The following is a 13,215-nucleotide window of genomic DNA, read 5'->3' on the forward strand; positions in this document are numbered from 1 at the left end:
CAGGGTTTTTTCTTGCCTGGGACTTCAGACCAGACCGTTGAACAGCGACGTAGAAAGATAGCGCTCCGCAAAGGAGGGCACGATCGACACGATCGTCTTGCCCGCATTTTCCTCGCGCTGGGCAAGGGCCAGAGCCGCATGGAGCGCAGCACCCGAGGAAATTCCGATCGGGATACCCTCGATCCGCGCGCAGCGGCGTGAGGCCGCCATGGCATCGCGCTCCGATACGACGAGTACCCCATCGAGCAACGCGGAATCGAGCGTGTTGGGGCAGAAACCTGGGCCAATGCCCTGAATGCCATGGGGCCCAGGGTCATCACCGTTCAGCACGGCGCTCTCGGCGGGCTCCACACCCCAGAACTGCATCCCGGGCTTGCGCGGCCTGAGCGTACGCGCGATGCCTGTCAGGGTTCCCCCCGTTCCGAGCCCGGCGACCACCAGATCGACATCCCCATCCGTATCCACCCAGATTTCTTCTGCCGTCGTCAGGGCGTGAATATCCGGATTGGCAGGATTATCGAACTGGCTGGGCATCCAGGCATCGGGCAGAGAAGCCACAAGTTCCTCGGCACGCAGGATCGCACCTGCCATGCCCCGCGCGGCGGGGGTCAATTCGAGCTGGGCATCCATGAGACGCAGCATCTTGCGCCGCTCGATGGAGGCGCTTTCCGGCATGGTGACGATCAGACGATAACCGAGGGCGGCCGAGGCGAAGGCAAGGGAAATACCGGTATTGCCCGAAGTGGGCTCGACCAGAACCGTGCGCCCGGGTGTGATCTCGCCCCGAGCTTCCGCCTGCTGGATCAACGCCAGGCCAATACGATCCTTAACCGAGCCGAGCGGGTTGAAGAATTCGAGCTTGAGCAGGAGCCGCGCATGCAGCTTGTCTGCCTCGGTCAGGCGGGGCACCGCTACCAGAGGGGTGCCACCCACCGTCTCAAGGATCGAATTGAAAACCCTCCCACGCGGAGCGGCGTAGCCGATCGCCAGATCCTCCCGAGTTGCCTGGGACGAGGTGGGCTCCTGTCGGGCTGTCATGGACATATCCTTCGTATCCTGCGGCACAACGTCTATTCCCGCGATGCCGCTCTGTGATTTGTCAGCATTAACTGCTATATTGCGCGCAATTTGTCATGAAGGAAATTGCCGCATGTATCTCCGCAGGGACAGGGCGATGATCGCCGTGATCATCATGGTCGACGTAGCCTTTCATGCCGGACGGTCGAGCCTCGTGAGTGGCGGCGATATTGCCGAACGGGCGGGGCTGGCCAGACGCGGGATCGAGCCTTTGTTGCAGGCCTTGTCCCGCTCGGGTCTGCTGGAGAGTGTGCGCGGTCCGCGCGGTGGATACAGGCTGGGCCGTCCGCAACGCGATATCGGTCTGGATGAGATCGTACGCGTTGTCGTGTCGGAAGAGCCCGGCGCCGAAGAAACGGCCCAGGGCGCGCTCTATCGCCACGTGATCGAACCCTGCTGGCAGATCCTGGACGAATCGGTGCGTGCAGAAATGGCGGCGCTGACACTCGAGGAAATGGTGAGGCGGGCCGAGGCGGCCGGACTGCGCCGCCCGGTGCATGAGCCGATTTCATTCTCGATCTGAGAAAAACCGCCTTCTGATGTTACCGGGGCGAACCGTCACGTCCATTCAGACGGGTTCATGAACAAGGCCTCATACGGGGCACCCCGAGTGCCGGCGCCCAAGTGCCGACGCCCAAGTCCGGCACCTGAGGCCGCCATGCCCGCTGGAACGGCCCGTCTGGAACGGGCCGCCGTTGATGGGTCTGACTTACTTCTTGGTGGTGTGTCGGGTCGTGCGCTTGACGACAGGCTTCTTGGCGGCGGGCGCCACGATAGCCGGCGGGGGTGCAGCGCGCACGACACCCGTCGCATCGACGGTGGCGTTGACGGTCAGCCTGGTGCGCGGATCGGTACCGCCGGGAATCAGGATCGCCGTGAAGCTGTCCTTGCCCGCATAGGCGGTGCTGGGCGTGTAGGTAATGTACGTGTGGTCGTCGAAATTATACATGAACGCCTTGCCATGCTCGGGAGCAGGCGAGACGCCGAAAGAACGGTAATTGGTGTTACCCGGCTTTTGAACGGACAGGGCGCACAGCCCATCATCGCTACGCACGGTCATATCGACGCTCATGCTGCCATCAGCCGCAGTCTTGACCGGGGTAGTCGTGCAGACCGCAGAGACTTTCTGGTAGCCGAAGGGATTGGGCGGCACGACGCGCTGGACGACGGGCTTTTGCGCACAGGCCGCCAGGGTCAGGGCCGAAACGAGAGTAATTGCAGAACCACGCAGTCGCACCATCAACTCCACTGAACACATGTCATCGAAAGTCGATTCTGCCATTTTGCTCCAGCAGGCCCGACACGAGATATTTCCGGACAGGATCAACGCCTGGGGAAACAGTTTCGTCAATGGCCCTAGCGCAAGCCGCGTTCCACAGGAAGGGGGAAGACAGGGCGGAAACGAAAGAAAAGGGAACGGGTATTTTTTTTTGTTGAATCGGCCTGGATAGCGGCTCGCGGGCATTTTCTCGCCGCAATTGCTGCGACATAATCGCGCCGCATTTCCCTGTCCCGTTTGCGCCCGCCCGGCGCGGCGCCCGATCCTGTCTGACCTGCCCTTCTGGAGCCCCTTGATGTCGCTTTCGACCCGGCAACGCCTCCTGCGTCCTTTCGCACGCCTCACCGCTTGTGGCCTTATGGCCACGACGTTCTTCGCTTCGGGCGCCGCCTACGCCGCAGGCTGTGGCGAATCCCCGGCGCATGAAGCGTTCAACGTGCAAGGTCTCAAGAGCGAGTTGATGGTGACGGCGCTCTCCTGCAGCGCTCAGGAGCGCTACAATGCGTTCGTGACCAAGTTCCGTCCCAAGCTGGCCGCAGAAGAGGAGCGTCTGAACTCCTATTTCAAGTCCGCCTATGGTCGTAACGCCACCAAGGCGCATGACGACTACATTACCCAGCTGGCCAATGTGCAGTCCGAAGGCGGGTTGAAGGCCGGAACGATCTTCTGCCAGCAGCGCGTGGCGATGTTCGATGAGGTTGACGCGCTGGATGATGGTGCCGATCTGGCGCATTATGCGGATGCCAAGGACGTCGTCCAACCGGCCTCATTCGAGACCTGCTCGGCTCCTGAGGCCGTCACCCATGGCCGCACGACGAGCACGCGTCGCACCCATCGCAAGACGCGCGCCTAAAAACTACCATTACCCTGCACGGGGCGCTTGACGGCGCCCCGGCGAGGCCGTCAAGAACGCAATATGAACGACGACCTCTTCCAGAGCGATGAAAAGCCCGCCCGTCGGCCCCGCAAGACGGCGCAGGCTCCCGTACCCGAAAATTACGGTGCCGATCAGATCGAGGTCCTCGAGGGGCTCGAACCCGTACGGCGGCGTCCGGGCATGTATATCGGCGGTACCGACGATACCGCCTATCATCATCTCGCTTCCGAAATTCTTGATAATGCGATGGATGAGGCCGTGGCGGGCCATGCCAGCGTCATCGATCTGGCGCTTGAAGAATCGCGTCTGCTGATGGTGCGCGACAACGGGCGCGGTATCCCGGTGGATGCGCATCCCAAATTCAAGGATCGCTCCGCACTCGAGGTGATTTTCACCACGCTCCATGCAGGCGGAAAGTTCTCGGGCAAAGCCTATGATACCTCGGGCGGCCTTCATGGCGTCGGCTCTTCCGTGGTCAATGCCCTGTCGGATCGCCTTGAGGTTGAGGTGGCGCGCGAAAAGCTGCTCTGGCGTCAGGATTACGCCCGGGGCAAGCCCATCACGCCGCTGCAGCAGGTGGGTAACGCACCCAATCGCCGTGGCACGACCATCCGCTTTTCGCCCGATCCGGAAATCTTCGGTCCGCTCAGCTTCTCGCCACAGCGATTGTACCGTCTGTGCTGTTCCAAGGCAGCCCTTTTTCGTGGCGTCACCATTCGCTGGAGCGTCAACCCGGCCCTGATCAAGGCAGGCGATGAAACCCCTGTCGAGGCAACCATCCATTTCCCGAACGGGCTGGCGGACAGCCTGAATGCTGAGCTCGGCGCATCCCCTGCGCTCCTGGCTCCTGTCTGGGCGGGCGAGGCGGAACTGCCTCAGGCCGCCGATGGACGGACCGGTGGCAAGCTCGAATGGGCTGTGGCCTTCATGGAGCAGGGAGCGTCGAGCATGACCTCCTATTGCAACACCATTCCGACCCCGCAGGGCGGCACGCATGAAGCTGGCTTCAGGGCCGCGCTGGTCAAGGGGCTGCGTGCCTGGGGCGAGAGCCGCAACATGAAGCGTGCGGCCGCCGTGACGGCAGAAGACGCTCTGGGCGCCCTGGCGGTCAAGCTCTCGGTGTTCATTCGCGATCCCCATTTCCAGGGTCAGACCAAGGAAAAGCTGACCACGCAGGAGGCCAGCCGTCTGGTTGAAGGCGCGCTGCGCGACCGTCTGGACCACTGGCTGGGGGGTAATCCGGCTCAGGCCGATAATCTGCTAGCGTTCATCATAGAGCGGGCAGAGGAGCGGCTGCGCAGGCGTGAGAGCAAGGACACACCACGCAAAAGCGCCACGAGGCGCCTGCGTCTGCCCGGCAAGCTCACAGATTGCACGCGCGAAAACGCGGCCGATACCGAGATCTTTCTCGTCGAAGGCGACTCGGCAGGGGGGTCCGCGCGTCAGGCGCGTGATCGTGAGACCCAGGCCGTGCTGCCGTTGCGTGGCAAGATTCTCAACGTGGCCTCGGCCACGGCGGACAAGCTCAAGGCCAATCAGGAACTTCGCGATCTGGTCGAGGCACTGGGCTGCGGGTCGGGATCGACCTTCGACGTCGCCCGTCTGCGCTACGGACGCGTCATCATCATGACAGATGCTGACGTGGACGGCGCCCATATCGCCTCGCTGCTCATGACGTTCTTCTACCGGGAAATGCCTGATCTGGTACGCAAGGGGCATCTCTATCTGGCCCAGCCCCCACTCTATCGTCTGACCCATGGCGCGAAGACCATTTATGCGATGGATGACGAGGATCGCGTGCGGCGTCTCAAACGCGACTTCAAGCAGGGCGCCAAGGTCGAGATCTCGCGATTCAAGGGTCTGGGCGAAATGCCGGTCAAGGATCTCAAGCAGACCACCATGGACCCAGCGAAGCGCACCTTGCTGCGCGTAGTCACGCCCCCCGAGGACCGGGCCCTGACCAGCGACCGCGTCGAAAGCCTGATGGGCCGCAAGCCGGAGTTGCGCTTCCGCTTCATTCAGGATCATGCCCGCTCGGCCGAACTGCTCGACGTCTGATGGCTTCTCTCGAGCACCCTCATGCAACGCCGCTGGACAAGCTGGGAGGGCTGGCCCTTCTGATCGGTGGCATATCGTCCTTTCAGGTCGGAGCGGCTCTGGCCAAGAGCCTTTTTCCGCTCTTTGGGGCAGAAGGCATGGTGGGGCTGCGCGTTTGTCTCGCCGCCGTCATTCTGCTTGCTGTGATGCGTCCGGGCCCTTCAGTGCTCAAACCGGGCATGTGGAAGCTGCTCCTGCCTTATGGCGCCTCCATGGCCGTCATGAATTTCGCCTTCTATATCGCGCTCGTTCGCCTGCCCCTTGGGCTTGTGGTCGCTTTCGAATTCATGGGACCGCTCTCCCTCGCCTTGATCGGGTCACGCCGACTGCTCGATCTCGTCTGGGCGGGCATGGTGGTATCCGGTCTGTATCTGCTGCTTCGTCCCGACCATATCGAGGGGCATCTCGACCCAATCGGCGTCATCGCGGCGCTGATCAGTGCTGTGGGATGGGTGATCTATATCCTGACCGGTACTCGTATCGGGCGGGTCATGCCTGCTGCCCAGGCCACAACGCTGGGCATGACAACGGCCGGCATCCTGCTTCTCCCCTGGCTGATACCCGCCCTTACGCCGGCCGTAACCCATCCCCATCAGGGAATACAGGCTGTGGGCGTCGCCATCCTGTCATCGGCGGTGCCCTATATTCTGGACATGATGGCCATGAGGCGGCTCGGGCCGCGTGATCTGGGTATCCTGCTCAGCCTCGAGCCTGTTCTCGGGTCGATTTCGGGGCTGCTTCTGCTGGGAGAAACACTTTCGGTCGCACGCTGGATGGGAGTGCTCTGCATTGCCGGAGCCTCTGCCGGGAACGTGCTCACCTCGCGTAAGCCGCCCCCGGACGGCGAGACCGTTCCCCCAACCTAGACCCTGTATGGCGTCGTGTTAACGCGCTTGTCATGCAACATGCCGTGCCGGGGTCCGTTCTCTTCCCAAACCGTCTCATCAAGAGACGCCTTAAAAGGAGAACATCCATGCGCCGCCTGATGATTGCCGGATCTGCCCTTCTGACCCTTGCCGGGGCACCGGCCTTTGCCGCCCCTTCGGCGGACGCCTCCATGGCGGCTGACCAGGCTCATGCAGATCGCGATTTCGCCCGTCTGTCCAAGGATGGACAGAAAGCTCTGGCCAATATCATTCTGGCCCAGCAGGCTCTCGCCTCGAACCAGAATGGACAGGCTCAAAGCCTGATCAATGAGGCGGAAGCCCGCCTCGAAAAGGCTGCCAAGGACAATCGCGCCTTCATCAAGGCCGAAGACGCGATGCAGCCCGTCCCGAGCCATGGTGCGCCCAAGCGTCTGGCGGTAAGCGGCGTGCCGCTGCACTGGCTGCCGGTTGGGGGCGAATACGCCGTGACCGATACACTGGCCCCGGCCCAGCAGACGGCTCTGGCCAATGCCAATCAACATATGAAGACGGGTGAGACCAAGCTGGTCAACCAGGACCTGCAGGTTGTAGGCACCAAGGTTCAGTATGTGGTGGCCCTCGCGCCACTGGAGATGATTTCCGGTGACGTTCATCGCGCCTCGGTCTTCATGGATGGCGGCGATACGAAATCGGCAGGCGACGCCCTGCAGAACGCGGTCGATTCGATCCTCTTCGTCTCTGGCGATGTCGTTGCCGTAACCCACCCAACGACCGCCAAGCGCCACAAGATGGCGAACAGCCCTTCCTGAACGGTTAACCTTCCCCGGCTCGGCGCGCTCCCTGCCGGGTGAAAGTTTCAGGGCCGTCTATTCTCGGCGTTAGCGGATGCGCCCGAAGAGTTTCTCGAGCTCATCCCGCCCAAGACGTAGCCAGGTCGGCCGCCCATGCGAGCAGGTGTTGGCTCTCGGCGTCTGCTCCATCTGCCGCAACAGAGCGGACATCTCATCCTGCTGCAGACGACGTCCGGCGCGGATGCTGCCATGGCAGGCCATACGCGCGATAACGGCATCGATCCGCCGTTCCAGTGCCGCGCTGTCACCCGGCACGAGATCCGGATCAGCTGTCAGCTCCTCCGAGAGATCGCGCAAAAGCGAAACGCCGTCTCCCCCCTGAAGGAGGACGGGCATGGTGCGCAGAAGAACGCTCCCCCCACCGAAAGACTCGATTTCGAGCCCGAGCGCCTCCAATGCGGTCTTCCACTCGAGCAAACGTCCTGCCTGACCGGGAGGCAGGTCGATCACTTCAGGTAAAAGCAGGCGCTGTGCCTTGAGAGAGCCGCTCGTATATTGCGCGAGCAGTTTCTCATGCGTCAGCCGCTCATGCGCTGCATGCTGGTCGACCAAAATCAGATCGCCATCCTGCCCGACGGACAGGATATACGTATCGAATACCTGCGCGACGGGTGCCCCCAGCGGAAAAGAAGCGCGCTGGATCGGGTCAGGCTCCATCAAGGGGCGAGTTGCCGGCGCGAAGCCTCCAAGCTCCTCTGCAAATCCCTGTATGTCGCTTCCGGGGCTCAGTGCGACAGGGGCACCAGAACCCGCCATAGCCGAGTGCGCGGCGATAAATCCGGATGTAAGACTCACGGGGTCCGGGGGCGGATAGTGGATGGCCTGTCTGGCGGGCGCAGCAAAACGCATCCTGACCCCGGCTTCGCCCGCACCGTGCCCCAGAGCACGCTGCATGGCGCCGATCATAAGCCCTCTGACATCAGCTTCCTCGGCAAAGCGCAGTTCGGTCTTGGACGGGTGGACATTCACATCCACCCTGTCATGGGGAAGGCGCAGATGCAGGGCGAGCACCGGGTGACGCCCCGGTTCGATGACCGGACGATAGGCCACACGTATGGCCGTGCGCATGAGTGGATCGGCCACGGGGCGGTTATTCACCACCAGGAACTGCGACGCCGCCGTGGAGCGCGTGGCTGCCGGGCCGCAGATGAAACCGCTCAGGTGAAGCCCGTTGCGCGTCTCATCGAGCGCGATCAGGGACTCGCTTTCGCCCAGAACGGCCTGGACACGGTCGATGACGCTCTGAACCGGGAAATCGAAGACAGGGCGTTCGTCCAGCGTGAAACGCATGGCGCAATGCGGGGCAGAAAGCGCAAGACGGCGCATCACGCCCTCAGCGTGGCTGCCTTCGACACGCGCACTTTTGAGGAATTTGCGCCGGGCGGGTGTCGCGAAGAAGAGATCCTCGACCACGACCCGTGTTCCGGGCGCCCCGGCGGCCGGACTAGGGGGTGTCAGGGCACCGCCCTCAAGACGCAGCGTCCAGGCTGTATCGGCATCATGCCGCCGCGATGTGAGCGTGAGACGCGCCGTGGCGCCGATGGAGGGTAGAGCCTCACCCCGAAAACCCAGCGTGACGATATGGGTCAGTGTTTCATCGCTGAGTTTGGAGGTGCAATGGCGTTCGACAGCCATCACGAGATCATCGGGCGACATGCCGCAGCCGTTGTCGCTCACCTCAATTCTGTCGCAGCCCCCGTTGAGCAACGATACCTCGATGCGGGTCGCTCCGGCATCGAGGGCGTTTTCGACAATTTCCTTGAGGGCGGCGGCGGGCCGTTCGACGACTTCACCGGCCGCGATCAGATCGATAACGTGGTTGGAAAGACGGCGAAGTCGGGGCTGGAGCAAAGGACGTTCAGAGGGGGGCATGTTCAGGCATCAGATGACGCCCTTCAGAAGACGCCGAGGAAAGAGCTTTTGGACTTCTTGGTCGGGGTGGCACCGGTCGAGGGGCTCTGTCCAAGGGCTGAGGCGCGCTGTATCCGACGGTTTTCGGCTTCGCTATCAACAACGCTCCCTGCATTGCCGCCACGCCAGAACATCAGCTCATCAGTCAGTCCTGCGCCTGCGGCACCGAGCTCGGCGTTATTGGGGGCCTTCGAAGCCTGATCGACCGCCCCGATTAGAGCCTGCTGTCCGGCGCTGGCGCTGCCCGAGGTGGAATGCAGAGCCGCGTTGGGGGAGAGCGTCTCGAGCGCCTGGGTGCGGGGATTTTCATCCGCTGTGTGGTCACCCTGACCCGGCAGGCTCAGCTGCTCGGAAGGCGGCATGGACAGTGGCGCGCGCGTCGTCACCGTATATTCGTCCGGCATCGACCGTTCGAGGCCGAAAGCCCGCGAAACGTCGGAGCCGGAGCAAGCCGGGAGGAGCGCAGTCAGGCCGAGAACCGGCAGGACGCGAAGGACGGACGGGAGGGAGAGCTGAGCCATATCGGACCCGATCCTAATGGAGCGTTTCGGCATCGACAAGAGATCAATGCTCATGCGGTGCGGGGCCGTGGCCCGGGACGGTGGCGGCACCCGTTTCGGCGCGCGTACGGGAGGCTGCATCACGACGATCCGACCAGATCGAGTCGATCACCCAGGCGATGACGCCGCAGACGATTGCTGAATCTGCGACGTTGAAGACATACCAGCTCCAGCCGAAGGCATGCGCGTGGATGAAATCGACCACCGCCCCGAAACGGATGCGATCGATCACATTGCCCACGGCGCCGCCCGCGATGGCGGCGGAGGCAATCGCCACGACCATGCGCGGCGTGCGCAGGGTCTGCCACAGCAGGGCAAGTACCGCGATCAAGGCGACGGTGCAAAACAGAAGAGGGCCCTTTGACCCCACGCCCCCGAGCATGCCGAAGGTCACCGCATGGTTCCAGACCATCGTGAAATTCAGCCCAGGCATGATGGCCACGCTGCCCCGGTCAGGCAGGTGATACACAGCGAGAATCCACCATTTGCTGATCTGATCGGCCAGGAGCACGATCAGAAAGGCGGCCAGCCCGGCGACGAGCGTCGCCGGTCGACCGAAGCTGACGGTGAGCTTGGCGCCCTTCACATCGACACCACATCGCTGCAACGCAGGCACAGCCCCGGATGGGCAGTCTGGCTGCCGACCTCAGGCAGAACGCGCCAGCAGCGCAGGCATTTGCTGCCATCGGCTTCGGCCACACTTGGGCCAGGATGCGCGCCGACGATACCCTCATGCTCCGTGGTCGCCACGTCATCGATATAGAGCGATGGTACATTGGTCAGAAGCTGGATATCGGCCTGCGAGACGATGGCGAGCTCCGCCCAGTCCACATCCCCGAACACGGCCTGCTCCTGTTCCGTCAGCGGCAGGCTGAGGCGCGCCTCGAGCGATGAGCCGATGACCCCGCCGCGGCGCGCGCCTTCGAGTTCGGTCGTGATCACGCGGCGCAGGGCGCGGAGGCGGTTCCAGCGCTCGCCCAGTGCCGCGTCGTTCCAGGTCGGATCAGGCTCGAGAAAGCTCTGGAGATGAACTGAGCTGTCCTCGCCGAAGCGGGACGTCCAGGCCTCTTCCGCCGTGAAGACCAGCACCGGTGCGAGCCAGATGGCGAGCGCGCGATGCAGGATATCGAGCACGGTACGCGCCGCGCGACGCCGCTGCGAGGAAGGCGCATCACAATAAAGCGCATCCTTGCGAACGTCGAAATAGAACGCCGAGAGATCGGTCGTGCAGAACCCGTGAAGCATGGGATAGACGCCGACCCATTGATGGGTATGCACGGCCTGTTTGATCTGGCCACCCAGCTCGGTCAGGCGATGCAGGATATAGCGCTCGAGTTCCGGAAGCTGATCGAACGGCACCGCCTCTTCAGGGGTGTACCCATCGAGCGCGCCCAGCAGCCAGCGCAGCGTGTTACGCAGACGGCGGTAGAGTTCGCCCTGCTGCTTGAGAATCTCGTTGCCGATGCGCAGATCTTCGTTGCTGTCGGAATTGACGACCCATAGACGCAGGATATCGGCGCCCAGCTTGTCGGTCACTTCCTTGGGCGCAATCACATTGCCCAACGACTTGGACATTTTGCGCCCCTGCTCATCGAGCACGAAACCATTGGTCACAATGGCCTTCATGGGCGCAATGCCGCGCGTACCGACGCTTTCGAGCAGGGAAGACTGAAACCAGCCACGATGCTGGTCGGACCCTTCAAGATAGAGATCTGCCGGGAAGTTCAACCCGTCTTCGCCCAGAACGAAGCTGTGCGTCGAGCCACTCTCGAACCAGACATCCACGATATCGAATACTTGCTCATACTGCGCGGGGTCACGCCCCTCACCCAGGAACAGGGCCGGGTCGGCGCTGTACCAGATATCGGCGCCATGCTCGGCCATTGCATCGACGACGCGCTGCATGACTTCGGTATCGCGCAGAACCTCGCCCGTGCTCTTCTCGACGAAGACGGCAATCGGCACGCCCCAGGCGCGCTGGCGACTGATGCACCAGTCGGGACGCTGCTCGATCATGGAAGTCAGGCGGTTACGCGCAGCCTCCGGCACGAAGGTGACATCCGCAAGCGCGTCAAGCGCCTTGTGACGGAGGGCCTGGTCACCATCCATGCGGATGAACCATTGCGGGGTAGCACGAAAGATGATCGGCTTACGCGAACGCCAGGAATGTGGATAGGAATGCACGATGCTCGACCGCGCCACGAGCCCGGCCGCCGCATCGCCATTGGCCGCCCAGCGCTGCGCGGCCTCGGTGAGGGCCGCACAGACCGGATCGGCCGCCTTGAACACATGGATACCGGCAAAATGCGGCACCCAGGGAGCATAGGTCCCGTCATCCTGCACGAGCTCAGGCACTTCGATGCCATATTGGCGTGTGAGCAGGAAGTCGTCCTGGCCATGGGCCGGTGCCATATGCACGAGACCCGTACCGGCATCGGTGGTCACGAAATCGCCGGGAAGCATGGGGACGTCGAACTCATAGCCGCAGCCACGCAGGGGATGGGCGCAGATCGTACCCTCAAGCGCCTCTCCGGGCAGGGTGTAGAGAATATGATGGTCCTGGATGCCTGCCTGCTTGCAGAAATCCGCGACGCGCTCCTCTGCCACCAGGAAGCGCGATCCCGGCGCCACGAGGGAGGCTTCTTCCATCACATCGGCACGCAGCACGACATAGGCGATCTCGGGCCCGTACGCGATGGCGCGGTTCGCCGGAATGGTCCAGGGGGTAGTCGTCCAGATCACGGCTGAAGCCCCCTGAAGCGCCTGGCCTGGGGTCGGATCCGCCTCGATCGGGAAAGCCACGTGAACCGTGGTGGAAGTGATGTCGTGATACTCGATCTCGGCCTCGGCGAGAGCCGTCTTCTCGACCGGGCTCCACATCACCGGGCGTAGGCCGCGATAGAGACCACCATTGAGCAGGAATTTGCCGATCTCGCGGACGATCGCGGATTCCGACGAGAAATCCATGGTGGCGTATCGGTTCTTCCACTCGCCCTGGACGCCAAGCCTCTTGAATTCCTCGGCCTGGATGTCGAGCCAGCGACGCGCATAGTCGCGGCACTCTGCGCGAAACTGCAGGACCGGCACGTCGTCCTTGTTCTTGCCCGCCTTGCGATATTCTTCCTCGACGCGCCATTCGATCGGCAGGCCGTGACAATCCCAGCCGGGCACATAACGCACACGCGCGCCATTCATGCGCTGGGCGCGATTGACCACGTCCTTGTTGATCTTGTTGAGCGCGTGACCGATATGCAGATGGCCGTTGGCGTAGGGCGGGCCGTCATGCAGGGTGAAGACGGGCTTGCCCTGCCCTGCCTCTATAATCTTCTCATCAAGTCCCATCGACTCCCAGCGCGCCAGAATTTCCGGCTCGCGCGTGGGCAGATTGCCGCGCATCGGAAAGCTGGTGCGGGGCAGAAAGACCGTGTCGCGATAACGGTCCTGAGGATCGGGGCTTTTGGAATCAGGCATCTTCGATCATTCGACGGAGTCAGGGAACCGGGAGTTATGCGAAGATGCGGGGCAAAGGGTCAAGAGCGCAGGGTTGGCAAGGACTCACAATTGGGTCGCTTCGGCCCGTCAAATTGTGCTGAAAACCGGCCACCGACCCTGGTGGCGTCATGCCGCCTCGCCCTCGCCCTCGCAGGGGCAGCGAAGGCGAATGACCCGGGCGCGATGCCCACCGGGATAGTGCCGG

Annotated in this window: 11 protein-coding genes; 5 read left to right on the top strand and 6 right to left on the bottom strand. The window is 62.8% G+C overall.

From position 1 onward, the window contains the following. Positions 1-24: 24 nt before the first annotated feature. Positions 25-1,038 carry a cysteine synthase A gene (cysK, locus tag WFJ47_RS07430; RefSeq protein WP_336761991.1) on the bottom strand — a complete coding sequence of 338 codons (1,014 nt, stop codon included), beginning with the start codon at positions 1,036-1,038 and terminating at the stop codon, positions 25-27. 112 nt (positions 1,039-1,150) lie between these two features. Between cysK and WFJ47_RS07435 the strand changes: the two genes are divergently transcribed. Next, positions 1,151-1,600, top strand: a complete 450-nt coding sequence (locus WFJ47_RS07435; RefSeq protein WP_127100038.1) for an Rrf2 family transcriptional regulator — start codon at positions 1,151-1,153, stop codon at positions 1,598-1,600. A 186-nt stretch (positions 1,601-1,786) separates the two neighbouring features. Here WFJ47_RS07435 and WFJ47_RS07440 read toward each other — a convergent pair whose 3' ends face one another. Beyond that, entirely contained in the window at positions 1,787-2,314 is a 528-nt protein-coding gene (locus tag WFJ47_RS07440) for a hypothetical protein (protein WP_127100070.1), read from the bottom strand. A gap of 337 nt (positions 2,315-2,651) precedes the next feature. Between WFJ47_RS07440 and WFJ47_RS07445 the strand changes: the two genes are divergently transcribed. From WFJ47_RS07445 to WFJ47_RS07460, 4 genes are all read left to right on the top strand, one after another. Beyond that, a complete protein-coding gene (locus tag WFJ47_RS07445) occupies positions 2,652-3,209 on the top strand; it encodes a hypothetical protein (protein WP_408868629.1) in 558 nt (185 codons plus the stop codon). Between the two features lie 63 nt (positions 3,210-3,272). Further along, positions 3,273-5,291 (top strand): DNA topoisomerase IV subunit B, encoded by a 2,019-nt coding sequence (gene parE, locus WFJ47_RS07450; protein ID WP_336761992.1) that lies wholly within the window; start codon positions 3,273-3,275, stop codon positions 5,289-5,291. Continuing rightward, the gene (locus WFJ47_RS07455) at positions 5,291-6,196 is read left to right on the top strand and encodes a DMT family transporter (protein ID WP_127100032.1); all 906 of its coding nucleotides are present in this window, start codon (positions 5,291-5,293) and stop codon (positions 6,194-6,196) included. The genes parE and WFJ47_RS07455 overlap by 1 nt, the downstream gene beginning before the upstream one ends. Positions 6,197-6,303: 107 nt before the next feature. Next, positions 6,304-7,005 (top strand): YfdX family protein, encoded by a 702-nt coding sequence (locus WFJ47_RS07460; RefSeq protein ID WP_336761993.1) that lies wholly within the window; start codon positions 6,304-6,306, stop codon positions 7,003-7,005. A gap of 69 nt (positions 7,006-7,074) precedes the next feature. Here the strand turns inward: WFJ47_RS07460 and mutL are convergent, their stop codons facing one another. The 4 genes from mutL to ileS are packed head-to-tail and all read right to left on the bottom strand — an operon-like array spanning position 7,075 to position 12,989. Beyond that, the gene (gene mutL, locus WFJ47_RS07465) at positions 7,075-8,919 is read right to left on the bottom strand and encodes a DNA mismatch repair endonuclease MutL (RefSeq protein WP_336761994.1); all 1,845 of its coding nucleotides are present in this window, start codon (positions 8,917-8,919) and stop codon (positions 7,075-7,077) included. A 23-nt stretch (positions 8,920-8,942) separates the two neighbouring features. Beyond that, positions 8,943-9,479, bottom strand: coding sequence for a DUF3035 domain-containing protein (locus WFJ47_RS07470; RefSeq protein WP_127100026.1), 537 nt, complete (start codon positions 9,477-9,479; stop codon positions 8,943-8,945). A gap of 43 nt (positions 9,480-9,522) precedes the next feature. Then, on the bottom strand, positions 9,523-10,125 hold the full coding sequence (gene lspA / locus WFJ47_RS07475) for a signal peptidase II (RefSeq protein ID WP_408868630.1): 603 nt from the start codon (positions 10,123-10,125) through the stop codon (positions 9,523-9,525). Beyond that, the gene (gene ileS, locus WFJ47_RS07480; RefSeq protein ID WP_336761996.1) at positions 10,101-12,989 is read right to left on the bottom strand and encodes an isoleucine--tRNA ligase; all 2,889 of its coding nucleotides are present in this window, start codon (positions 12,987-12,989) and stop codon (positions 10,101-10,103) included. The genes lspA and ileS overlap by 25 nt, the downstream gene beginning before the upstream one ends. Between the last annotated feature and the right edge of the window lie 226 nt (positions 12,990-13,215).

This window comes from Asaia sp. VD9, assembly GCF_037150015.1.
Taxonomy (GTDB): Bacteria; Pseudomonadota; Alphaproteobacteria; order Acetobacterales; family Acetobacteraceae; genus Asaia.

Bases quoted from the DNA above. Each gene is read 5' to 3' on its own strand.
- cysK (WP_336761991.1), bottom strand. From the start codon at position 1,038: ATGACAGCCCGACAGGAGCCCACCTCGTCCCAGGCAACTCGGGAGGAT.
- mutL (WP_336761994.1), bottom strand. From the start codon at position 8,919: ATGCCCCCCTCTGAACGTCCTTTGCTCCAGCCCCGACTTCGCCGTCTT.
- WFJ47_RS07455 (WP_127100032.1), top strand. From the start codon at position 5,291: ATGGCTTCTCTCGAGCACCCTCATGCAACGCCGCTGGACAAGCTGGGA.
- WFJ47_RS07460 (WP_336761993.1), top strand. From the start codon at position 6,304: ATGCGCCGCCTGATGATTGCCGGATCTGCCCTTCTGACCCTTGCCGGG.
- WFJ47_RS07470 (WP_127100026.1), bottom strand. From the start codon at position 9,479: ATGGCTCAGCTCTCCCTCCCGTCCGTCCTTCGCGTCCTGCCGGTTCTC.
- WFJ47_RS07445 (WP_408868629.1), top strand. From the start codon at position 2,652: ATGTCGCTTTCGACCCGGCAACGCCTCCTGCGTCCTTTCGCACGCCTC.
- ileS (WP_336761996.1), bottom strand. From the start codon at position 12,989: ATGCCTGATTCCAAAAGCCCCGATCCTCAGGACCGTTATCGCGACACG.
- WFJ47_RS07435 (WP_127100038.1), top strand. From the start codon at position 1,151: ATGTATCTCCGCAGGGACAGGGCGATGATCGCCGTGATCATCATGGTC.
- parE (WP_336761992.1), top strand. From the start codon at position 3,273: ATGAACGACGACCTCTTCCAGAGCGATGAAAAGCCCGCCCGTCGGCCC.